Raw genomic sequence first — 21,881 nt, 5'->3', positions numbered from 1 at the left:
CGCAGGGCCGGCCCGCGACAGGCCTCATGGATAATCCCCGGATTCTAGGGAGCGCACCGCGCCGGGCTGAGCATGGCGCCGCGCGGCGGCCGCCACGCCTGTCCACCGTCCGCCTCCGAGCCCGTGTCGTCCTCCGCCGCCCAGACCGCCCCCGAGCGCCCGCCGTCCGACACCCGCAGCACCGTGGCCGAGGCCCGCGGGCGGCGCCTGCATCCGGCGCGGGCCACGCCGGTCCGACAGGCGGTCGCGACCCTGGCCACCCTGCTCGGTCTGGCGACCGTCGCGGCACCGGCCGGCGCGGCGACGGCCACGACCACCACGACCGATCCCGCAACGCCTGCGTCCGGCGGCGCGTCCGCGGACGCGGCCCCCGCGCCCACCGTCGCCGGTCCGGGCCTGCGCCTGTGCAGCGATCCGGCACTGGCCCCGGCCGGCACCGGTGACGACCGCCAGCGGCCGCTGTTCCTCAGTGCCGGCCAGCTGACGCTGCGCCCCGACATCGCCGCCCAGGCCGCCGGCGGCGTCGACCTGCGCCAGGGCGCGACCCGCATCCGCGCCGAGCAGCTCGACTACGACGCGGTGCGCGACACGGTGCAGGTGCAGGGTCCGGTCGAGCTGGAATCGCCGGCCGCCCGGGTGCGTGGCCAGTCGCTGCAGATGCAGGTCAGCCGGCTGCAGGGCCATGTGCTGGCCCCCGAGTTCGAGCTGACGGCCCTCGGCGCCGGCGGCAGCGCCCGCCGGCTGGACCTGCAGGGCCGCGAGCAGCTGCAGGTCGAGGGCGCGCGCTATTCCAGCTGCCCGCGCGGCAGCGGCCTGCAGCCGGACTGGCTGCTGCGGGCCGATTCGGTCAGCTTCGATCTGGCGGCGCAGGAGGGCGTGGCCCGCGGCGCGGTGCTCGAATTCCTCGGCGTGCCCATCCTCGGCGCGCCGGTGCTGAGCTTTCCGCTCGGCGACGAGCGCAAGTCCGGCTGGCTGCCGCCGACGCTGGTGCCGGTCAACTCGCGCAACGGCCTGACCATCGGCGCACCCTACTACTGGAACATCGCGCCCGACCACGACGCGACGCTGACACCGGTGTTCTACAGCCGGCTCGGCCTGGGCCTGCAGGGCGAAGCCCGCTGGCTGCGCCCGCGCGACGAGGGCCAGTTCGACGGCGCCTGGCTGCCGCACGACCGCGTGGCCGGCACCGACCGCCACCACGAGCGCCTGCGCCTGGACGGCACGCGCGACGGCGGCTGGCGCTACACGCTGGACTGGCTGCGCGCCTCCGACGACGACTACTGGAAGGACTTCTCCGGCGCGCTCGACAGCCGCACGCCGCGCCTGCTCAACCAGTCCGGCCGCGTCGAATGGCAGTTGCCGGCCGCCTGGGGTGAGGGCCAGGCCTGGGCCGCCGTCCAGCGCTGGCAGGTGCTGCAGACCGCGCTCGCGGCCGACCGCATCGACGTGCCCTACGAGCGCGCCCCGCAGCTGGGCATGGCCCTGGCGCCGGCACTGCCGATGGGCCTGCGCCTGCAGGCCGGCGGCGAACTCGACCGCTTCCAGCGCGCCGACGGGCTGGCCCCCGACAGCAGCCATCCGCAGGGCTGGCGGGCCCGCGCCTCGCTGGCGCTGGAGCGCCGCTTCGGTCACTCCGGCGCCTGGCTGACGCCCCGCCTGCAGACCCAGCTCACCCGCTACGAGCTCGATGCCGACGGCAGCCCCGCACTGCGCCACGCCCAACGCATCATTCCGACGGCCAGCATCGAGGGCGGCCTGGCCTTCGACCACCAGGGCCGCTACTTCGGCCTGGATCAGCAGGTCTCGCTGGAGCCGCGGCTGCTCTACGTCCACACCCCGCGCGTCGACCAGAGCGGCCTGCCGCTGTTCGACACCGCCGAGCGCGACTTCAACCTCGTCTCGCTGTTCGCCACCAACCCGTATCTGGGCGGCGACCGCGTGGCCGACGCGCAGATGCTGACGCTGGGCACCACGCTGCGCTGGGTCGACGTGGCCAGCGGCGCCGAGACCCTGCGCCTGGGCGCCGCCCAGCGCCTGCGCTTCGCCGACCAGCGCACGACCCTCAGCGGCGAGCCGCTGACCCAGCGCTTCTCCGACGTGCTGCTCGAAGGGGCGACCTCGCTGTTCAAGCCCTGGCACCAGGAGCTGACGCTGCAGTACAGCCCGGACCAGAACAGCATCGTGCGCAGCGTGGCCCAGGTGCGCTACCAGCCCGGCCCCTACCGCACGCTGAGCATGGGCTACTCGATGACGCGCGCCGCCTCCGAGCAGCTGCAGGCCGGCTGGCAGTGGCCGGTGTGGCGTGGCAGCGCCCGCCCGCTGGGAGCGGCCGACGGCTGCGGCGGCACCGTCTACGCGGTCGGCCGCATCAACTACAGCCTGCGCGAGGCGCGCGCCACCGACGCACTGCTGGGGGTCGAGTACGACGCCGGCTGCTGGATCGGCCGCGTCGCGCTGCGCCGCCAGTCCACCGGCAGCGACCAGGCCACCACCGCACTGATGTGGCAGCTGGAGTTCACCGGCCTGTCGCGCATCGGCTCCAGCCCGTTGCAGACCTTGAAGGACAATGTGCCGGGCTACCAGCTGCTGCGCGAGGCCGACGAGTCCTACCGCTGAACGCCGCGGCGGCGCTGCCTTGGCCGTACGGCCGACTGGCCGGCCCGCCGCCCCTGTCCCGACCTGATTCCGCCCGACCGCCCTGTCGCCAGGGCGCCGCCCCGATGAGCCCTGTTCCGCCCCGCCGCCCCGCCCCCCGCCGCGCCGTGCACGCCTGTGCCGCCGCCGCGCTGGCCCTCGCCGCGCTGCAGCCCTGGACGACGGCGCACGCACAGGCGGCCGGCAGCGCCAGCGCCGCCCCGACGGCCCGCATCGCCGGCAGCACGCTGGGCCGCGACCTGCGCAGCGGCGACTGGATCGTCGCCGTCGTCAACACCGAGCTGGTGACCCAGGTCGAGCTGCAGCAGCGCCTGGAGCGCGCCGAGGCCGAACTGCGGCGCGCCGGCGGCAGCAAGCCCGACGAACAGACGGTGCGCCAGCAGGTGCTCGACAGCCTGATCGACGAGCGGGTGCTGATCACCTACGCCCGCGAGCTCGGCGCCAAGGTCGACGAGGCCGAGCTCGACCGCGCGGTGGCCAACATCGCTGCCCAGAACCAGCTCAGCGTGGCCCAGCTGCGCGAGCGCCTGCGGGCCGACGGCATGGACGAGCCGCGCTTCCGCAGCAACCTGCGCGACCAGCTGCTGGTCGAGCGGGTGCGCGAGCGCGAGGTGGCCGCCCGCATCCGCATCAGCGATGCCGAGATCGACACGCTGATCGACGAGTGGAAGATCAAGGGCGCCGCCCAGGCCCCGATCAACATCGCCCAGATCCTGATCAGCCTGCCCGAGAACGCCTCGGCGGCTGAGCTGGCCCGCGCCCAGGCCCGGGTCGATGCGGTGCTGGCCCGGCTGCGGGCCGGTGAGGCCTTCGAGCGGGTCGCCCGCGAGCTCAGCGACGATCCGAAGAAGGACAGCGGCGGCGCGCTCGGCCTGCGCACCCCCGACCGCCTGCCCGACCTGTTCGTCGACGCGGTGCGCCCGCTGCAGCCGGGCCAGCTCGCCCCGGCGGCCGTGCGCAGCGGCGCCGGCCTGCACGTGCTCAAGCTGGTCGAGCGCCAGGACAGCGCGGCCTTCCGCGTGACCCAGACCCATGCCCGCCACATCCTGCTGCGCGTCAGCGAGGCCGATCAGGCCGAGGCCGTGCTGCGCCGCATGGCCGATCTGCGCACGCAGATCGACAGCGGCCGCCGCAGCTTCGAGGCCGTGGCCCGCGAGGTGTCGGAAGACGGCAGCGCCGAGTCCGGCGGCGACCTGGGCTGGACCGACCCGGGCACCTTCGTGCCCGAGTTCGAGCAGGCGATGGACCGCCTGGGCACCGGCACCGTCTCGGCGCCGGTACGCACCCGCTTCGGCGTCCACCTGATCCGCGTCGACGAGCGGCGTGACGTCACGCCCGAGCCCAAGGCCATCCGCGAACAGGCCCGCAACCAGCTGCGCGAACGCAAGTACGAGCAGGCCTACCTCGACTGGGTCAAGGAGCTGCGGCTGCGCGCCTACGTCGAGCTGCGCGAGACCCCGCAATGAAAGCGCCCGTGAGTCGTCGTCCCGCCCCCCATCTGCTGTCCGGCCCGGCCGGCGGCGGCCACCAGGCGCGCAAGCGCTTCGGTCAGCACTTCCTCACCGACGAGGCCATCATCGGCGGCATCGTGCGCGCGGTCGGCCCGCGCCCGGGCGATGCCCTGGTCGAGATCGGCCCCGGCCTCGGCGCCATCACCCAGCCGCTGCTGGAACGCACCGGCGGGCTGACGGTGGTCGAGATCGACCGCGATCTGGCCGAGCGCTGGCGCGCGCGCCAGGGCGTGACGGTGGTCGAATCCGACGTGCTGAAGGTGGACTTCGGTGCGCTGGCCGACGAGCCGGCCCGCGCCGGCCGCCCGCTGCGCCTGGTCGGCAACCTGCCCTACAACATCTCGACGCCGATCCTCTTCCACCTGCTGCCCTGGGCCCACCGGGTGCAGGACCAGCACTTCATGCTGCAGAAAGAGGTGATCGACCGCATGGCCGCCGGCCCCGGCGGCAAGGACTACGGCCGGCTGTCGGTGATGCTGCAATGGCGCTACCGCATCGAGTCCATCCTGGACGTGCCGCCGGCGTCCTTCGATCCGCCGCCGCGGGTGGATTCGGCCGTGGTGCGCATGGTGCCGCTGGCGGCACCGCCAGCGGTCGACGAGACGCTGCTGGGCGCGCTGGTGGCCGCCGCGTTCTCGCAACGGCGCAAGCTGCTGCGCCATGGCCTGGGCCGCTGGATGGAGGAGCGGCCGCAGCCGCTGCCGGCGGCAGCCGCCGCCTTCGACCTGCAACGCCGGGCCGAGGAGGTGCCGGTGGCCGAGTTCGTCGCGCTGGCGCAGGCGCTGGCCCAGACGGCTGACGCCGCACCCGCCGCCTGAGACCGCCGGCCATGGCCCGGGGGCCGGGGCCGGCCGCACGGCACCGGCCTCCTCGCGACCGGAAAACGAAAAGGCGACCCGCAGGTCGCCTTCATCGTGGGTGCCGCCCGCCGCGCACGGACAGGTGGCGCGGGCGGCCGGGGCTCAGCCCACGTTGACCCACATCGCCGTGTCGAAGGCGCTGCTCATCATCGGCATGTTGACGCCGAAGTTCGGGTTGATGCCGTTCTTGGGCGGGGCCTTGGGCGGCGTCTTCTGCGCGGCTTCGGCGGCTTCCTTGACGCGGTCCCAGGCGGTGGCTTCGCTGTTGCGGGCCACGGCGAACGAGTAGAAACAGCGGAAGGGCACGCGGCGCTCGGCCCAGAAGTCGGCCGTGTCGCGGAAGACGTCGAGCAGTTGCTCGCGCGCCTCACGGTCGAAACGGATGTGGTCCGGCAGTTGCTCCAGCACGACGACGAAGCCCGGCTGCGAACCGGCACGGTGCACGAGGTCGGTCATGCAGTCGTACAACGCATCCATGTTCTTGCCGAAATGCGCAGGGAACAGGAAGGACTCGGCGATCTTGTCGAGCACGTCCTGCTTCGACTCGGCGTCGGTCAGGTCCGCGTACAGGAAGTGCTGTCCGGCGGCTTCGGCCGCACGCATCAGATCCTCCACGCGGTACGCGCGGATGGCCTGGACGATGTTCGGACGGACGGATTGCAGTTGCATGGTCACGTTCCTCCAGAGTGGCTCTGTGATGAGAGGTTCCGTGCCGATCACCACGCGTAACGCACGAAGCTCGCGTAATGGTCGGCGGTGTAGAAACAGGCGTCCGGTTGCGTCCGCTGGGCACCACCGCAAACGATGCGGCGGGCGCCCCGGTCACGCGAACCGGGCGTGGGCACCGTGTACTCGCGGTAATAGCCCCGATCCTGACGCGGCAGCAGACGTTCGCGATTGCCGAACACCGTGCCGTCCTTGTCGTAGGGAAACGGACCACCGGACAGGATCAACCGATGGGTACTTCTGGCCTCGGTCGGCAGCGACTGCAGTGCAACCGGCTCGGTGGAACGACCACCGGCAGGCTGGCCGGAGACCGCGGCCGGAGCATCATCGCCGCCGGACCACGGTGAGCGCGCCAGCAGCGCCGGATTGGACAGCGCCGCGGCACCGACCGTGACCAGCAGCGCCACGACGCTGATCCAGGAGCGGGACCGCGCCGCAGCCGAGTCTTGCCGCCGCCGCGGACGCACCACAGGAGTGCGCGCAGGTTTCACGGGTTGCTCGGGTTTCACGGAATGGGCCCTGAAATCTGAGCCACAAATGTTAGCGGAACCCCCCCTATCTTTCAAGACCATGCCCGGAGAGCCCCCGTCCACCAACGAACGAGTAGGCGCTCACATCATCGCAAGTGATTGATTTTTCAGAGTTTCCAGGCGTGTCAAGGGGGGCTGATCAAAAATCTTGCAATGCAGCACGCCGACGCGGCCCGACACAGGAATCGGACCGGACTGACAACCGAGTGACCACCGGATGCCAAGTTGCCTTGCAGCCCGGCACCGGGCGGAGCGGCCCCAAGCCAGGGCGATGCGGCGCGTCGCCCGTGACGGGCCCACGCCGGCCGAGGCGGCGAGGCCCCGGCGGACGGACACACCGAGGTGTCCGCCGCACCCGCGGGGCGACGGCCGGCGCGCGACCGAGCGCGCACCGGCCGTGGACCGGTCAGCGTGCGGCGTTGGCGTCGGCCACCGTGACCGCCGCCATGTTGACGATGCGGCGCACCGTGGCGGACGGGGTCAGGATGTGCGCCGGCTTGGCCGCGCCCAGCAGCACCGGGCCGATGGCGATGCCGCCGCCGGCGGCCGTCTTCAGCAGGTTGTAGCTGATGTTGGCGGCGTCGATGTTGGGCAGCACCAGCAGGTTGGCCTCGCCGGTCAGCGTGCTGCGCGGCATCAGCTCGGCACGGTAGGCGGCGTCGAGCGCGGCGTCGCCGTGCATCTCGCCGTCGATCTCCAGCCACGGCGCACGCTGCTGGATCAGGGCCAGGGCCTCGCGCATCTTCACCGCCGACGGCTGGTTCGACGAGCCGAAGTTGCTGTGCGAGAGCAGCGCCGCCTTCGGCGCGACGCCGAAGCGCAGCATCTCCTCGGCGGCCAGGATGGTGATCTCGGCCAGCTGCTCGGCCGTCGGGTCGTAGTTGATGTGGGTGTCGACCAGGAAGATCTGCCGGTTCGGCAGGATCAGCCCGTTCATGCAGGCGTAGGTGTTGACGCCCGCACGGCGGCCGACGATCTGGTCGATGTGGTTCAGGTGCTGTGCGGTCGAACCCCAGGTGCCGCAGATCATGCCGTCGACCTCGCCCTTGTGCAGCAGCATCGAGGCGATCAGCGTCAGGCGGCGGCGCATCTCGATCTTGGCGAACTGCTCCGTCACGCCCTTGCGCTCGGTCAGGCGGTGGTAGGTCTGCCAGTAGTCGCGGTAGCGCGGATCGTCATCGACGTTGACGACCTCGTAGTCGCGGCCGGCCTGCAGGCGCAGGCCCAGCTTCTCGATGCGCGCGGCGATCACGCTGGCGCGGCCCAGCAGCCACGGCCGGGCCAGGCCTTCATCGACCACGATCTGCACGGCGCGCAGCACGCGGCGGTCCTCGCCCTCGGCGAAGGCCACGTTCTTGCGGGTCGCGCGCTTGGCGACGCCGAAGATCGGCTTCATCGTGTTGCCCGAGGCGTAGACGAAGCTCTGCAGCTTCTCCTCGTAGGCCTCGTAGTCGGCGATCGGGCGCGAGGCCACGCCGGCGGCCACGGCGGCCCGGGCCACCGCCGGCGCGATCTTCATCATCAGCCGCGGGTCGAACGGCTTGGGGATCAGGTACTCAGGGCCGAAGTTCAGCGTCGCGCCGGCATAGGCGGCGGCCACGACGTCGTTCTGCTCGGCCTGGGCCAGCTCGGCGATGGCGTGGACGGCGGCGATCTCCATCGCGTCGGTGATCGTCGTCGCCCCGCAGTCCAGCGCGCCCCGGAAGATGTACGGGAAGCACAGGACGTTGTTGACCTGGTTCGGGTAGTCGGTGCGGCCGGTGGCCATGATGGCGTCGTCGCGCACCGCCTTGACCTCCTCGGGCATGATCTCCGGCGTCGGGTTGGCCAGCGCGAAGATCAGCGGGCGCGCGGCCATGCTGGCGACCATGTCGGCCTTCAGCACGCCGCCGGCCGACAGGCCCAGGAACACGTCGGCGCCGGCGATCACCTCGCGCAGCGTGCGGTGCGGCGTCTCCTGCGCGAACTCGGCCTTGTCCGGGTCCATCAGCTCGGTGCGGCCCTGCCAGACCACGCCGGCCAGATCGGTCACGAAGATGTTCTTCTTCGGCAGGCCCAGCTTGACCAGCAGGTTGATGCAGGCCAGCGCCGCGGCGCCGGCGCCCGAGGTCACCAGCTTGACCTCGTCGATCTTCTTGCCGACGACCTTCAGGCCGTTGAGCAGCGCCGCGCCGACGACGATGGCCGTGCCGTGCTGGTCATCGTGGAAGACGGGGATGTTCAGCCGCTCGCGCAGCTTGCGCTCGACGTAGAAGCAGTCGGGCGCCTTGATGTCCTCGAGGTTGATGCCGCCGAAGGTGGGTTCGAGCGCGGCGATGATGTCGACGAGCTTGTCGAGGTCCTTCTCGTTGATCTCGAGGTCGAAGACGTCGATGCCGGCGAACTTCTTGAACAGGACGCCCTTGCCCTCCATCACCGGCTTGGAGGCCAGCGGGCCGATGTCGCCCAGACCCAGCACGGCCGTGCCGTTGGTGACCACGGCCACCAGATTGCCGCGGCTGGTGTAGCGGAAGGCGTTGGCCGGGTCGGCGACGATCTCCTCGCAGGCATGGGCCACGCCCGGCGAGTACGCCAGCGCCAGATCGCGCTGGTTGACCAGCTGCTTGGTCGGGGCGATGGCCACCTTGCCCGGCGTCGGGAACTCGTGGTACTCAAGGGCCGCCAGGCGCAGCTGGGCGCGCTTTTCTTCCGCAGTGTTCATCGAGGGCAGGGCCTGTCAGGCAGGCCGTCAGGGGGGAAAGGGGAGAGGCCGTCCGCACGGTAGGACGCGACAGCGATGCCGGCCATCAGGGCGGACCAAGGGTGGCGCGCCCCGCCGGGACCGCATGACGCGCCGGCGACAGGTTCCGGAGTTCCGGCCCCGCAGCGAGTTCCGTCGACGACCCGCCATCAGGCTGACACGAAACTTGCGCAGGAATGAGCCGGTCATTCTAGGCAGGGGGGGCCGGACCCGTGATCCCGGTGGCGCATGCGGTCATGCACAGCGCGCATGACCTTGGCCGGATGCCGCAGTCTGCGCCGGGGCCCCGGCCCTGTCATGCGCGAAACTGCGTACCGGCCACCGATCGCCTGTGCCGATACTGCGCGCCACGATCGTCCCGGACGCCGGGCTGCCCGCGCTCACCGCGGGCGGATCCTGCCCTTGCCCTGATTTTTCTGGCGCCCGCGTGGCGCTCCGCCTGCCGTGACTCCGTCGCCCCCCACGCCCGCGCCCGCAGCGTCCACGCTGGGGCCGCCACCGCCGATCCCCGCCCCGCGCCGCCGGCTGGGGCGACCGCTGCTGTGGGGCGCGTTGATCGCGCTGCTGATGATCGCGCAGAGCCTGCTCGTGGTGCTGACCGTGCGCCATGAGGACGCCCGGGCGCAGGAGCGCACCGACGACGCCGCCCAGCTGGCCCAGGCCGAGATCCGCCGCCGCGTGCAGCAGTTGCTGCAGGGCCTGCTCGAACTGCAGACCCTGCAGGACAACGGCAACGACACCACGCACTGGGGCCGTGACGCGACGGCGCTGATGCGCCGCCATCCCGAGGTCGGCCGCATCGAGTGGCGCGACGAGAACCTGCACCTGCGCCGCGCCCAGGACTGGGCCCTGTGGCCGGGCCTGTACGCCCGCTGGCCGCGCGAGCAGATGCAGACCGAGACCGGCCTGGCCTGCAACACCGCCCAGCACGGCCTGCTGCCCAGCTTCTCGCGCAGCCAGTTCGTGCCGCTGGCCGACGGCCGCGGTGCCGAGGTCGTCGACGTCTGCGTGCCGACCCAGCGCTACGGCCGCCTGGTCGGCTACACGGTGGCCACCGTGCTGCTGTCGGGCCTGCTCGACGAGCTCAGCAACAGCACGCTGGGCCGCAGCCACGAGATGTCCTTCGTCGAGCCCGACGGCACGCGGCTGGCGCGCGCCGGCTCGGTGCGCGGCGCCGGTGTCTACGTCACCGATCGCCTGGTCAGTCTGCCCGGGTTGACGCTGCAGCTGCGGCTGGACGCCGCCGAGCGCCGGCCCAGCCTGATCCCCAACCTGGCCACCGCCCTGGTGCTGGGCCTGTCGCTGGCGCTGGCGGGCGTGGTCGCGCTGCTGGCGCGCGACGGACGCCGGCGCGCCCGCGCCGAGGCCGCGCTGGCCGAGTCGCTGGCCTTCCGCAAGGCGATGGAGGACTCGCTGCTGACCGGGCTGCGCGCGCGCGACCGCGACGGCCGCATCGTCTACGTCAACCCGGCCTTCTGCGCGATGACCGGCTGGGACGCGGCCGAGCTGATGGCGGCCAGCCAGCCCCCGTACTGGCCGCCCGACCAGGCCCCGATCTACCTGCAGCGCCAGACCGAGCGGCTGGCGCTCGGCGCCGCCGGCGCGCCCTCGCGCGAGGGCTACGAGACGGAGTTCGTGCGCAAGAACGGCGAGCGCTTCCCGGTCATGGTCTACGAGGCGCCGCTGGTCGACGGCCAGGGCCGGCACACCGGCTGGATGGGCGCGGTGCTCGACCTCTCGGCCCAGCGCCGGGTCGAGGACCTGTCCCGCCAGCAGCAGGAGAAGCTGCAGGCCAGCGCCCGCCTGGCCAGCGTCGGCGAGATGGCCTCGCTGCTCAGCCACGAGCTGAACCAGCCCCTGGCGGCCATTGCCAGCTACGCGACCGGCTCGCTGAACCTGATGGGGCCGGCGCCGGCTCCGGGCGAGCCCCCCGCGGCCTGGGACCCCGAGCTGCCCGGCCTGCTGCGCCACGCGCTCGAACGCATCGCCGAGCAGGCCGAGCGCGCCGGCCGCGTGATCAAGAGCGTGCACGACTTCGTGCGCCGCCGGCACCAGGCGCACGAGATCATCGGCGCCGACGTGCTGGTCGAATCGGTGCTGCCGCTGGTGCGGCTGCAGGCGCGCAAGTGCGGCGCGCGCATCACGCTGGACATCGCCCAGCCGGCGCCGCGCATCCGCGTCGACCGCACGATGCTCGAACAGGTGCTGCTGAACCTGGCGCGCAACGGCCTGCAGGCGATGGAGGCCGACACCCCGCTGGCCGCCCGCGAGCTGACGCTGCGCGTGCTGCGCGGCCCCGGCCCCTGGGCCGCCTTCGAGGTCGAGGACGCCGGCCACGGCATCCCGGCCGAGGTCGCGGCCCAGCTGTTCACGCCGTTCTTCACGACCAAGATCGAGGGCATGGGGCTGGGCCTGTCGCTGTGCCGCACCGTCATCGAGCAGCACGGCGGCGCGCTGGATTTCCGCACCCGCGATGCGGCCGGCGGTGCGCCGCCGGCCGAGCCCGGCGCCCTGCCGGTGCCGGCCACGGGCGAATCCAGCGTCGCGCCCGCGGCCGATCCACTGGCCGGCACGTCCGCGCCCACACCTGCCGCGCCCCACGGCACGGTCTTCCGCTTCACGCTGCCGCTGGTCGAGACCCCGCGCCGTGCGGCATCCGTCCGTCCACCGGAGCCCGGTCATGACTGACAATCCGGCCCCCATGAGCACCGCCAGCCCCGCCACCCCGCATCTGCCGCCGCTCGGTCTGCCGGTGGTGCATCTGGTCGACGACGAACCGGTGGTGCGCGACGCGCTGGCCTGGCTGCTGCGCTCGCGCCGGCTGCTGTCCGAGGGCTATGCCCATGCCGAGGCCTTCGAGGCCTGGCTGGCCACGCGCGACCTCGACGGCGCCTGGCCCGACGCGCCCTGCTGCGTGCTGCTGGACGTGCGCATGCCCGGCACCAGCGGCCTGGTGCTGTTCGAACGCCTGGTCGAGCGCGGCCTGACCGCGCGCATGCCGGTGATCTTCCTGACCGGCCACGGCGACGTGCCGATGGCGGTGGCCGCCGTCAAGCGCGGCGCCTTCGACTTCGTCGAGAAGCCGTTCTCCGACAACGCGCTGGTCGACCGCGTCGAACGTGCGCTGGAGGTCAGCGCCGCGGCCATCCGTGCCCGCCAGCAGCAACACGGCCTGCGCCGCCTGCTGGCGGAGCTGACCGACCGCGAGCGCGAGGTGATGGACCGCGTGATCGACGGCCTGGCCAACAAGCAGATCGCCGACGCGCTGGACATCAGCGTGCGCACGGTCGAGGTCCACCGCGCGCGGGTCTTCGACAAGATGGGCGTGCGCTCGGCCGTCGAGCTGGCCAACCTGCTGCGCGAAGCCCAGCGCTGAGCGCGCCCGGTGGCGCCCGGCATCGGGCGGTGGCGGACGGGGCCGCCGGCCGGCCGCCCGCCCCGGTCGCACGGCGACCCGGCCCCCATCGATCCCGACGGCCCGCGGGCGACAATCCCCCCATGGCCCTCGGTGAATTCGACCTGATCGCGACCTGCTTCAGCCGCCCGACCCCGCGCGCGGTGCTCGGCGGCGGCGACGACTGTGCGCTGCTCGCGCCGCGCGCCGGCCACCACTGGGCCGTCTCGACCGACACGCTGGTCGAGGGCCGCCACTTCCTGTCGACCGTCGCGCCGGCCGCGCTCGGCCACAAGGCGCTGGCGGTCAACCTGAGCGATCTGGCCGCCTGCGGCGCCGAGCCGGTGGCCTGCACGCTGGCGCTGACGCTGCCGCACATCGACCTGCCCTGGGTGCAGGCCCTGGCCGACGGGCTGTACACGCTGGCCGATGCGCACGGCATCGAGCTGGTCGGCGGCGACACCACCGGCGGGCCGCTGGCGCTGACGCTGACGGTGATGGGCGAGGTGCCCGCCGGCCAGGCGCTGCGGCGCGACGGCGCGCGGCCCGGTGATGCGCTGTGGGTCAGCCACCCGGCAGACGGCGGCATCGGCGATGCCCGGCTGGCGCTGGAGGTCTTCCGCGGCACCTTGAGCCTGCCGGGCGAGGACTTCGCGCGCGTGCGCCGGGCGATGGAATGGCCGCAGCCGCGCGTGGTGCTGGGCCGCGGCCTGCGCGGCCTGGCCACCGCGGCGATCGACCTCAGCGACGGCCTGGCCGGCGACCTCGGCCATGTGCTGACGCGCAGCGGCGTCGGCGCGACGATCGAGGCCGCCGCCCTGCCGCGCAGCCCGGTGCTGGCCGCACAGACCGAGGCCTGGCAGCGCTGCGCGCTGCTGCACGGCGGCGACGACTACGAGCTGCTGTTCTGCACCGCCGACGACGCGGCCACCCACGCCCAGGTGCAGCGCCTGGCCGACACGCTCGGCCTGGGCTGCCGCCGCATCGGCCGCATCGACGCCGAGCCGGGTCTGCGCCTGCAGGAGGCCGACGGCCGCTGCGCACCGCTGACCGCCCGCGCCTGGGACCATTTCAGCGGAGCGGCGACATGAGCGCCGACGCCATCCCCCGGCCCGACAGCCCGGCGGAAGGGCTGTCCGCGATGCCCACCGATACGCCCACCAGCGCGCCGCCCTCCCCGCCGTGCCCCCCGGCGGCGGACACCCCTGCCCCGTCGTCGGCAGGGCCCGAGACGCCCGGCCGGGTGGATCCGGCCGCGGCCGCCCTGCCGCCGCGCCGCCCCACCGCGCTGTTCATGCTGGCCCACCCGGCCCGCTGGCTGGCGCTGGGCTTCGGCTCCGGTCTGTCGCCGGTGGCGCCGGGCACGGCCGGCACGCTGTGGGCCTGGCTGGCCTTCATCGTCGGCAGCATCTGGCTGGACGAGCGCGGCTGGGGCCTGCTGATCGCCATCAGCCTGGCCGTGGGCTGGTGGGCCTGCACCCGCACCGCCCAGCACCTGCGCACCGCCGACCCCGGCGCCATCGTCTGGGACGAGGTGGTCGCCTTCTGGCTGGTGCTGTGGCTGGTCACCCCGTCGGGCCTGGGCGAGCAGGCCGCCGCCTTCGCGCTGTTCCGCTTCTTCGATGCGGTCAAGCCCGGGCCCGTGGGCTGGGCCGACCGCCGCTACAAGCTGCGCCCGGGCGAGGCCATCGGCTGGCGCCAGGGCCTGGGCATCCTGGTCGACGATCTGGTGGCCGCCGGCTGCACGCTGCTGCTGATGGCGCTGTGGCGACAGGTGGCTTGAAGCGCCGCCCAGGAACGCCATCTGCAGCGGGATGCGCGCAGGACGCCCCCGGACCCAAGGCGCCGCGACCGGCGCGCGCCCCTCAAGACCGCCCCTGACCGCTCTCCGTCCACAGGCCGCCCATGCACACCCCCGAGACCCTGCCCACCCGCGCCGATGACGCGGCCCTGCTCGTCAGCCGTCTGGCCGACGCCCTGCGCGCGCGCGGCTGGCGCCTGGCCACCGCCGAGAGCTGCACCGGCGGCCTGATCGCCGCCCACTGCACCGATCTGGCCGGCAGCAGCGACTGGTTCGAGCGCGGCTACGTCAGCTACAGCAACGCGGCCAAGAACGAGCTGCTGGGCGTGCCGGCACCGCTGATCGCCCACCACGGCGCGGTCAGCGAGCCGGTGGCCTGCGCGATGGCGCTCGGCGCCCTGGCCCACGCACGGGTCGACCTGGCCGTCGGCGTGACCGGCGTGGCCGGCCCCGGCGGCGGCAGCGCCGACAAACCGGTGGGCACGGTCTGGCTGGCCTGGTCCTGGCTGGGCGCGGGCGGCACGCCACAGGTCGCGGCCCAGCAGGTGCAGTTGCCGGGCGACCGCGCGGCCGTGCGCTCGGCCACCGTCGCGCTGGCCCTGCGGGGCCTGCTGGAGCTGGCCACCGCGCCGCAGCCGGGCGAGCTGGCGCTGCACGCGCTGTCGCTGCCGGCGCCACGCTGAGCGGTCGCCCAGCCCAGCGCCGCACGTCCGAACCCGCCGGAATCCGCCCATGCCGACCGATCCCCTGTACATCCTGCTCGCCGGCCAATGGACCGATGCCGCGGAGGCCGCGCGCTGGCAGGCCGAGTTGCAGCCGGCGCTGGCCGCGGCGCTGCCGCAGGCCCGGCTGATCACCCAGCGGGAGGCCGCGCCCCGGCCGCAGGACATCGCGGTGGTGATCGCGGCCAATCCGCCGCCCGGCAGCCTGCACGGGCTGCCCGGGCTGCGCCTGATCCAGAGCCTGTGGGCCGGCGTCGACCGCCTGCTGGCCGACCCGGACCTGCCGGCCGGCGTGCCGGTGGCCCGCATGGTCGATCCGGCGATGAACGCGGCGATGGCCGAGACCGCCTGCTGGGCCGTGCTCGGCCTGCACCGCGGCTTCTTCGACTACCAGGCCCAGCAGGCCGCCGGCCGCTGGCAGCCGCTGCCACAGTGCCGCGCCGACGAGGTGCCGGTGCTGGTGCTCGGTGCCGGCCAGATGGGCCTGACCACCGCCCGCCAGCTGATGGCGCTCGGCTATCCGGTGACGGTCTGGGGGCGTGCGGCGGGGACACAGGCCGCACCCGCGGCAGAGGAAAAGACGACGGCCGCGATGCACGAGGCCTGCGCCGACGCAGGCCCGGCAGAGCCCTCCACGATGCCCGCGGCGCCAGCCACGCCCTGGACCGCCGCAGCGCCCGGGACCGCCCAGGCCCCCGCACCGCGCCGCATCGACGGCCGGCCGGCGCTGATGGCCGCCTGCGCCGGTGCGCGCATCGTCGTCAACCTGCTGCCGCTGACACCCGAGACCCGCGGCCTGATCGACGCCCGCCTGCTGGCCGCGCTGCCCGACGGTGCCAGCGTGGTGAACCTCGCGCGCGGCGCCCATGTGGTCGATGCCGACCTGCAGGCCGCGCTCGACAGCGGCCGCCTGAGCCGCGCCGTGCTCGACGTCTTCCATCAGGAACCGCTGCCTGCGGACCACCCCTGGTGGCGCCACCCGCGGATCACGGTGCTGCCGCATGCGGCGGCGCAGACCGATCCGCGCAGCGCCTCACGGATCGCCGCCGAGCAGATCGCCGACGCGCTGGCCGGACGGCCGCTGCGCCACACCGTCGACCGCGGGCGCGGCTACTGAGCCACGGTCCGGCCGCGGCCGGACAGGGCCGGGCCGGGCCGGACAAGGCGAGACAGCCGCCGCGTCAGTGCGCCGACAGCGCCAGCGGCGCCAGGCGCCGCGCCGCGCCACGGCCGCGGGCGCCCCGCTGGGCGGCCGCCGCGGCCAGGCGCGCCTCGGCCATCGGCTGCACCAGCAGCAGGGCCAGGCGGCGCAGCGCCAGCCAGGGGTCGAGCGGCCAGTCCGGCTGCTTCAGGCCCTTGACGATGCCGTCGCAGTGGCTGGCCGCCACCAGCAGCCGCGCCAGCGCGGCCTCGTCGAACAGTGGCAGCACGCGCTCGAACTGGCGCTGACGCGGGCCCCAGACGCGGGCCTCGTTGAAGGCCACCGGCATCGGCCGTCCGGCGTCGATCGCGCGCCGCAGACGGCGCAGCGCGCCGATGGTGTCCGACAGATGCCACAGCACCATCACCGTCGCCTCGCCCTCGGCCTGCAGGCCGTCGAGCACGCGCAGCAGGCGCGGCACGTGGCCCATCATCACCGCCTCGACCAGCTTGGTCACGTCGTAGCGGGCGACATTGAGCACCGCGGCCTCGACCTGCTCGTAGCTGAGTTCGCCCGGCGGGTGCAGCAGCGCGAGCTTCTGCAGCTCCTGGTGGGCGGCCAGCAGATGGCCCTCGACCCGGTCGGCGAAGAAGGCCAGCGTCTGTTCGCCGGCCTCGCCCGGCGCCACCTGCTGGCCCTGGGCCGCCAGCCGGCGCGCCAGCCACTGCGGCAGCGCCCCGCGGTCGACCGGCTGCAGCGCGACCGACACCCCGGCGCCGTCCAGCGCGGTGAACCAGGCGCTCTGCAGCTGCTGACGGTCGAGCCGCGGCAGGTGGACGATGGTCAGCACGTCCTCGCTGACCAGCTGCGCATAGCGCTGCAGCGCTTCGCCGCCGTCCTTGCCGGGCTTGCCCGAGGGGATGCGGATCTCGATGATCTGGCGGTCGGCGAACAGGCTCATCTCCTGCGCCGCCCCCAGCACGCCCGACCAGTCGAAATGCGCGCCGCTGACGACGAAGACCTGGCGCTCGGTGTAGCCGGCGGCGCGGCCGGCGGCGCGGATCGCGTCGGTGGCCTCCTGCAGCAGCAGCGGCTCGTCGCCGTGCACGGTGTAGATGCGCTGCAGGCCGCGCGCCAGATGGGCGTCGAGGCGATCGGAGGTCAGTTGCATGGCGGGTGCGGCCGCTCGGGCCTCAACGCGGTGCCGGGGCCAGGCTGACGCTGGCCAGCCGGCGCAGCACCTGGTGGGCCAGATCGGCCTCCAGCGCGGCGAACAGCTCGGCCTCTTCCTGCGCCTTGGCCAGGGCCTGGGTCTCGTTGTAGGTCAGGGTGCGCTGGCTCTGCAGCTCGGCCGGCGGCTGCAGCTCGCGGCCGTCGGGGGTGGCCAGGCGGAAGCGGTAGCGGGCGCGCAGCGTCAGCTCGCGCACCTGGCCGGCCGAGGTCGACGCGGCGACGATGCGCTCGCGCCGGTCGGTCAGCGTGTGCAGCACGACCTCGGCGGACAGCGGCGTCTCGACCACCTGCACGCCGGCCTCCAGCAGCTGCAGCCGCAGCTGCCGGCCCATCGGCGAACGGGCGTCCAGCCCCTGCAGCTGCAGCCGCTGGAAGGACAGCGCGGCCGGCCGCCGCGGCGTGAAGCCGCAGGCGCCGAGCCCGGCGACCGACAGCGCCAGCGCACACAGCAGCGCCCGGCGGCCCGGGACGCCGTCGACGGCCGCGCCAGTGTCGCCCGTCACGCTCAGACGACAACGTTGACGAGGCGGCCCGGCACGACGATGACCTTCTTCGCCGGCTTGCCCTCGCTGAACTTGGCGAACTCGGCCGAGGCCAGCGCCGCGGCCTCGATCGCCGCCTTGTCGGCACCGGCGGGCACCTTGACGGCGCCGCGGGTCTTGCCACTGATCTGCAGCACGAGTTCGATCTCGTCTTGCACCAGCGCGGCCTCGTCGACGGCCGGCCAGGGCGCGTCCAGCAGATCGCCCACCGCGGCGGCGAAGCCGAGGTCGGCCCACAGGCCGTGGGTGATGTGCGGGCAGGCCGGGTACAGCGCGCGCAGCAGCACCGAGAAGCCTTCGCACAGCACGGCGGCATCGCCCTCGCTGCCGTCGGGCTTGTGGCCTTCGAGCGCGTTGAGCAGCTTCATGCAGCCCGACACCACGGTGTTGTACTGCATGCGCTCGTAGTCGTGGCTCATCTGGCGCAGCACCAGATGGACCTCGCGGCGCAGGGCCTTGGCATCGGCACGCAGCGCGGCCTGCGACAGGTCGCCAGCGGTGGCGCGCTGCAGCGCCTCGCGGTGCTTGGCGCCGAAGCCCCAGACGCGCTTGAGGAAGCGGTGCGCGCCTTCGACGGCCGCGTCGTTCCACTCCAGCGTCTGCTCGGGCGGGCTGGCGAACATCACGAACAGACGGGCGGTGTCGGCGCCGTACTGGTCGATCAGGGCCTGCGGATCGATGCCGTTGTTCTTGGACTTCGACATCGTGCCGATGCCGCCGTAGTCGACGGCCGAGCCGTCGCTCTTGAGCGTGGCGCCGATGGTCTTGCCGCCGGCATCCAGCACGTTCTCGACCTCGTGCGGCCAGAAGTACTCGATGCCGCCCTTGTCGGTGCGGCGGCTGTAGATGTGGTTGAGCACCATGCCCTGGGTCAGCAGCCGGGTGAAGGGCTCGCTGATCGTGACCAGGCCCAGGTCGCGCATCACCTTGGTCCAGAAGCGGGCGTAGAGCAGGTGCAGGATCGCGTGCTCGATGCCGCCGATGTACTGGTCCATGCCGGGCGTGCCGGCCCGGCCTTCCGAACCTGCGCCCATCCAGTACTGCGTGCCGCCGGCCACCATCGCCTCGGGGTTGGTCGGGTCGCAGTAGCGCATGTAGTACCACGAGCTGTCCACGAAGGTGTCCATCGTGTCGGTCTCGCGGCGGGCCGGCTTGCCGCAGCAGGGGCAGTCCACGTTCAGGAAGGCGGCCGACTTGTTCAGCGGGTTGCCGCTGCCGTCGGGGATGCAGTCCTCGGGCAGCACCACCGGCAGATCCTTCTCGGGCACCGGCACCGGGCCGCAGGCCTCGCAGTGGATGATCGGGATCGGCGTGCCCCAGTAGCGCTGGCGGCTGACGCCCCAGTCGCGCAGGCGCCAGGTGGTCTTCTTCTCGCCCAGGCCTTTCGCTGCCAGCAGCTCGGCGACCTGGTCGACGGCGGCCTTGTGCGACAGGCCGTCGAGCACGCCGCTGTGGACACACACGCCGCGCTGCTTGTCGCCGTAGCTGTCGGCCCAGGCGGCGGTGCTGAAGGTCTCGCCCTCGACGGCGACGACCTGCTTGATCTCGATGCCGTACTTCAGCGCGAAGGCGAAGTCGCGCTCGTCATGCGCCGGCACGCCCATCACCGCGCCGTCGCCATAGCTCATCAGCACGTAGTTGCCGACCCACACCGGCACCTGGGCGCCGGTCAGCGGGTGGGTGACGAGCAGGTTCGTGCGGACGCCCTTCTTCTCCTGCGTGGCGATCTCGGCCTCGGTGGTGCCGCCCTGGGCGCACTCGGCGATGAAGGCCGCCACCTCGGGCTGGCTGGCGGCGGCGTGCGCGGCCAGCGGGTGCTCCGGCGCCACGGCGCAGAAGGTCACGCCCATGATGGTGTCGGCACGGGTCGTGAAGACGAACAGCTTGCCGTCCTGGATCAGCGTGCCGGAGGCCTCGCGGATCTGGTGCGGGAAGGCGAAGCGCACGCCCGCGCTCTTGCCGATCCAGTTCTCCTGCATCAGCCGCACGCGCTCGGGCCAGCCGCTGAGGTAATGCGGATCCTCGGGGTTCGCGACGGCCGACAGCAGCTCCTCGGCGTAGTCGGTGATCTTCAGGTAGTAGCCGGGGATCTCGCGCTTTTCCACCGGCGCGCCCGAGCGCCAGCCGCGGCCGTCGATGACCTGCTCGTTGGCCAGCACGGTCTGGTCCACCGGGTCCCAGTTGACGACCTGGGTGCGGCGCTCGGCGATGCCCTTTTCCAGCATCTTCAGGAACAGCCACTGGTTCCACTTGTAGTAGTCGGGCTTGCAGGTGGCGACCTCGCGCGACCAGTCGATGGCCAGGCCCATGGCCTGCATCTGGCCCTTCATGTGGGCGATGTTCGAGTAGGTCCAGGCCGCCGGCGGCACCTGGTTCTTCATCGCCGCGTTCTCGGCCGGCAGGCCGAAGGCGTCCCAGCCCATCGGCATCAGGACGTTCCAGCCCTTCATGCGCAGCTGGCGCGCCAGCATGTCGTTGATGGTGTAGTTGCGCACATGGCCCATGTGCAGCTTGCCGCTCGGGTACGGCAGCATCGAGCAGGCGTAGAACTTGGGGCGCAGCTGGCCGGCGGCGTCGCGCGCGTCCTCGTGCACACGGTAGGCATCGGAGGCCGTCCAGTGGGCATGGGCGGCGGATTCGACCTCGGCGGGGCTGTATTTCTCGTTCATGGCGGTGATTGTAGGAGGGGGGGTCCGGCGCGGCGGCGCCGGCCTCGGGAGCGGAGGACGCGGGGGGCTCGGTGACGGCGATGCGGCCGCGGCCGGGGGCTGGCGGCCCGCGTCCGCCGGACCGTTCAGCGCGCGGCCGCAGCCGGCGCGGTGACGAAGCCGATGCGGCTCAGGCCGGCCTGCTGGATCTGGTCGAGCAGCGCGGCCACGCGGCCATAGGGCACGCGGGCATCGGCGCGCAACTGCACCTCGGTGGCCGGATCGCGGGTGGCGGCGGCCAGCAGCCGGCGCTGGGCCTCGTCCTCGGCCACGGGCTCGTCGCCCCAGTGCAGGCGCCCGTCGGCATCCAGCGCCAGCACCAGCGGCACGACGGCCTCGGTGGCCGGCTGCGCGCCGTCGGCCTTGGGCAGGTCCAGCGCCAGCCGGCTGGCCATCAGCGGTGCGGTGATGATGAAGATCACCAGCAGCACCAGCATGACGTCGATCAGCGGCGTCATGTTGATCTCGCCGATCGGCGGGGCGGGCCGGTGGCGTTCCAGGCGTCCGAAGGCCATGATCCGGGTCGCTCCAGCGGCCTGCGGTGCCGCGTCAGGCACCCGGGGCCACGGCCCCGCGTGCGGCCGCACCGGCACCGACATCGGCACCGGCACCGGCACCGAGGTGCGCCTCGGCCCGATCGCCCGCCCGCGGCCCGAGCGCCAAGGCCCGCAGATCGTGCGCCCAGCCCTCCAGCTCGGCCTCGCAGGCCGACACCCACTGGCCGTGCAGGTTGTAGACCAGCACCGCGGGAATGGCCACGGCCAGGCCGGCGGCGGTCATGATCAGCGCCTCGCCGACCGGGCCGGCGACGCGGTCGATGCTCAGCGCGCCCTCGCCGGCGATGCCGGCCAGCGCGTGGTAGATGCCCCAGACGGTGCCGAACAGGCCGATGAAGGGCGCCGTCGAGCCGATCGAGGCCAGCAGCACCTGGCCCTGCTGCAGGCGGGCCAGGCCCTGGTGCAGCGCATCGCGCAGGGCGCGGGTGAGCCGGGCCTCGGGCTCGGCGACGGCCGCCAGCGTGCCACGGGCCGCCTGCGCATCCGGTGCGGCCGCATGCACCAGCGGCGTCAGCAGCTGCTCACGGTCGAGCGCCTGCACGCGCTGCGCGCCGGCCGACCAGCCGGCCGCGTCCCAGAAGGCCGGCAACGCGCGGCCGATGTCGGCGCGCACGCGGCGCAACAACCAGGTCTTCCAGAGGATGACGACCCAGGCCGCCACCGACATCGCCAGCAGTGCCAGTGCCACGGCGCGGCCGACCGCGTCGGTCTGCTCCCAGAACTCGCCCATCGCCTGCCTGCGGTGTCCGGTTCGGCGCGGG

General features: G+C 73.4%; 16 protein-coding genes and 1 pseudogene. 9 read left to right on the top strand and 8 right to left on the bottom strand.

Going from position 1 to position 21,881, the window contains the following annotated elements:
• Positions 1-123: 123 nt before the first annotated feature.
• The 3 genes from AACH11_RS10250 (at position 124) to rsmA (ending at position 4,984) form a co-directional block, all read left to right on the top strand.
• The gene (locus tag AACH11_RS10250; RefSeq protein ID WP_341374123.1) at positions 124-2,616 is read left to right on the top strand and encodes an LPS-assembly protein LptD; all 2,493 of its coding nucleotides are present in this window, start codon (positions 124-126) and stop codon (positions 2,614-2,616) included.
• A 146-nt stretch (positions 2,617-2,762) separates the two neighbouring features.
• Positions 2,763-4,121, top strand: a complete 1,359-nt coding sequence (locus AACH11_RS10245; RefSeq protein ID WP_341374122.1) for a peptidylprolyl isomerase — start codon at positions 2,763-2,765, stop codon at positions 4,119-4,121.
• Entirely contained in the window at positions 4,118-4,984 is an 867-nt protein-coding gene (gene rsmA, locus AACH11_RS10240; RefSeq protein WP_423228726.1) for a 16S rRNA (adenine(1518)-N(6)/adenine(1519)-N(6))-dimethyltransferase RsmA, read from the top strand. The genes AACH11_RS10245 and rsmA overlap by 4 nt, the downstream gene beginning before the upstream one ends.
• A gap of 321 nt (positions 4,985-5,305) precedes the next feature.
• On the opposite strand, the pseudogene AACH11_RS10235 reads toward rsmA, so the two are convergent.
• The 3 genes and pseudogenes from AACH11_RS10235 to AACH11_RS10225 all read right to left on the bottom strand — a co-directional run.
• A pseudogene (locus tag AACH11_RS10235) lies at positions 5,306-5,695 on the bottom strand (barstar family protein); the annotation flags it as partial.
• A gap of 47 nt (positions 5,696-5,742) precedes the next feature.
• The gene (locus tag AACH11_RS10230) at positions 5,743-6,159 is read right to left on the bottom strand and encodes a guanyl-specific ribonuclease (RefSeq protein ID WP_341374120.1); all 417 of its coding nucleotides are present in this window, start codon (positions 6,157-6,159) and stop codon (positions 5,743-5,745) included.
• Positions 6,160-6,688: 529 nt separating this feature from the next.
• Positions 6,689-8,983 carry an NADP-dependent malic enzyme gene (locus tag AACH11_RS10225; RefSeq protein ID WP_341374119.1) on the bottom strand — a complete coding sequence of 765 codons (2,295 nt, stop codon included), beginning with the start codon at positions 8,981-8,983 and terminating at the stop codon, positions 6,689-6,691.
• Between the two features lie 483 nt (positions 8,984-9,466).
• Here AACH11_RS10225 and AACH11_RS10220 point away from each other — a divergent pair, with 483 nt between their 5' ends.
• From AACH11_RS10220 to AACH11_RS10195, 6 genes are all read left to right on the top strand, one after another.
• Positions 9,467-11,710 (top strand): sensor histidine kinase, encoded by a 2,244-nt coding sequence (locus AACH11_RS10220; protein WP_341374118.1) that lies wholly within the window; start codon positions 9,467-9,469, stop codon positions 11,708-11,710.
• Positions 11,711-11,723: 13 nt separating this feature from the next.
• Entirely contained in the window at positions 11,724-12,398 is a 675-nt protein-coding gene (locus AACH11_RS10215) for a response regulator transcription factor (RefSeq protein ID WP_341374117.1), read from the top strand.
• A 122-nt stretch (positions 12,399-12,520) separates the two neighbouring features.
• On the top strand, positions 12,521-13,507 hold the full coding sequence (gene thiL, locus AACH11_RS10210; RefSeq protein ID WP_341374116.1) for a thiamine-phosphate kinase: 987 nt from the start codon (positions 12,521-12,523) through the stop codon (positions 13,505-13,507).
• Between the two features lie 50 nt (positions 13,508-13,557).
• Positions 13,558-14,199: a phosphatidylglycerophosphatase A family protein gene (locus AACH11_RS10205; protein ID WP_423228730.1), complete on the top strand. Its 642-nt coding sequence runs from the start codon at positions 13,558-13,560 to the stop codon at positions 14,197-14,199.
• A gap of 122 nt (positions 14,200-14,321) precedes the next feature.
• Entirely contained in the window at positions 14,322-14,900 is a 579-nt protein-coding gene (locus AACH11_RS10200; RefSeq protein WP_341374115.1) for a CinA family protein, read from the top strand.
• A 49-nt stretch (positions 14,901-14,949) separates the two neighbouring features.
• A complete protein-coding gene (locus AACH11_RS10195; RefSeq protein WP_341374114.1) occupies positions 14,950-16,056 on the top strand; it encodes a 2-hydroxyacid dehydrogenase in 1,107 nt (368 codons plus the stop codon).
• A 64-nt stretch (positions 16,057-16,120) separates the two neighbouring features.
• Here AACH11_RS10195 and holA read toward each other — a convergent pair whose 3' ends face one another.
• The 5 genes from holA to AACH11_RS10170 form a co-directional block, all read right to left on the bottom strand.
• The gene (holA, locus tag AACH11_RS10190) at positions 16,121-17,251 is read right to left on the bottom strand and encodes a DNA polymerase III subunit delta (RefSeq protein ID WP_341374113.1); all 1,131 of its coding nucleotides are present in this window, start codon (positions 17,249-17,251) and stop codon (positions 16,121-16,123) included.
• Positions 17,252-17,273: 22 nt separating this feature from the next.
• Complete coding sequence (locus AACH11_RS10185; protein ID WP_341374112.1) at positions 17,274-17,816, bottom strand: LPS-assembly lipoprotein LptE; 543 nt, start codon at positions 17,814-17,816, stop codon at positions 17,274-17,276.
• Between the two features lie 2 nt (positions 17,817-17,818).
• Positions 17,819-20,524 carry a leucine--tRNA ligase gene (gene leuS / locus AACH11_RS10180; RefSeq protein ID WP_341374111.1) on the bottom strand — a complete coding sequence of 902 codons (2,706 nt, stop codon included), beginning with the start codon at positions 20,522-20,524 and terminating at the stop codon, positions 17,819-17,821.
• 125 nt (positions 20,525-20,649) lie between these two features.
• Complete coding sequence (locus tag AACH11_RS10175) at positions 20,650-21,078, bottom strand: ExbD/TolR family protein (RefSeq protein WP_341374110.1); 429 nt, start codon at positions 21,076-21,078, stop codon at positions 20,650-20,652.
• Between the two features lie 34 nt (positions 21,079-21,112).
• The gene (locus AACH11_RS10170) at positions 21,113-21,850 is read right to left on the bottom strand and encodes a MotA/TolQ/ExbB proton channel family protein (protein WP_341374109.1); all 738 of its coding nucleotides are present in this window, start codon (positions 21,848-21,850) and stop codon (positions 21,113-21,115) included.
• Positions 21,851-21,881: the final 31 nt, after the last annotated feature.

The sequence above is a fragment of the Pseudaquabacterium rugosum genome, from assembly GCF_038066575.1.
Taxonomy (GTDB): domain Bacteria; phylum Pseudomonadota; class Gammaproteobacteria; order Burkholderiales; family Burkholderiaceae_C; genus Pseudaquabacterium; species Pseudaquabacterium rugosum.
The sequence above is the reverse complement of the archived record's forward strand: the minus strand, read 5'-3'. Positions and strand labels throughout refer to the sequence as shown.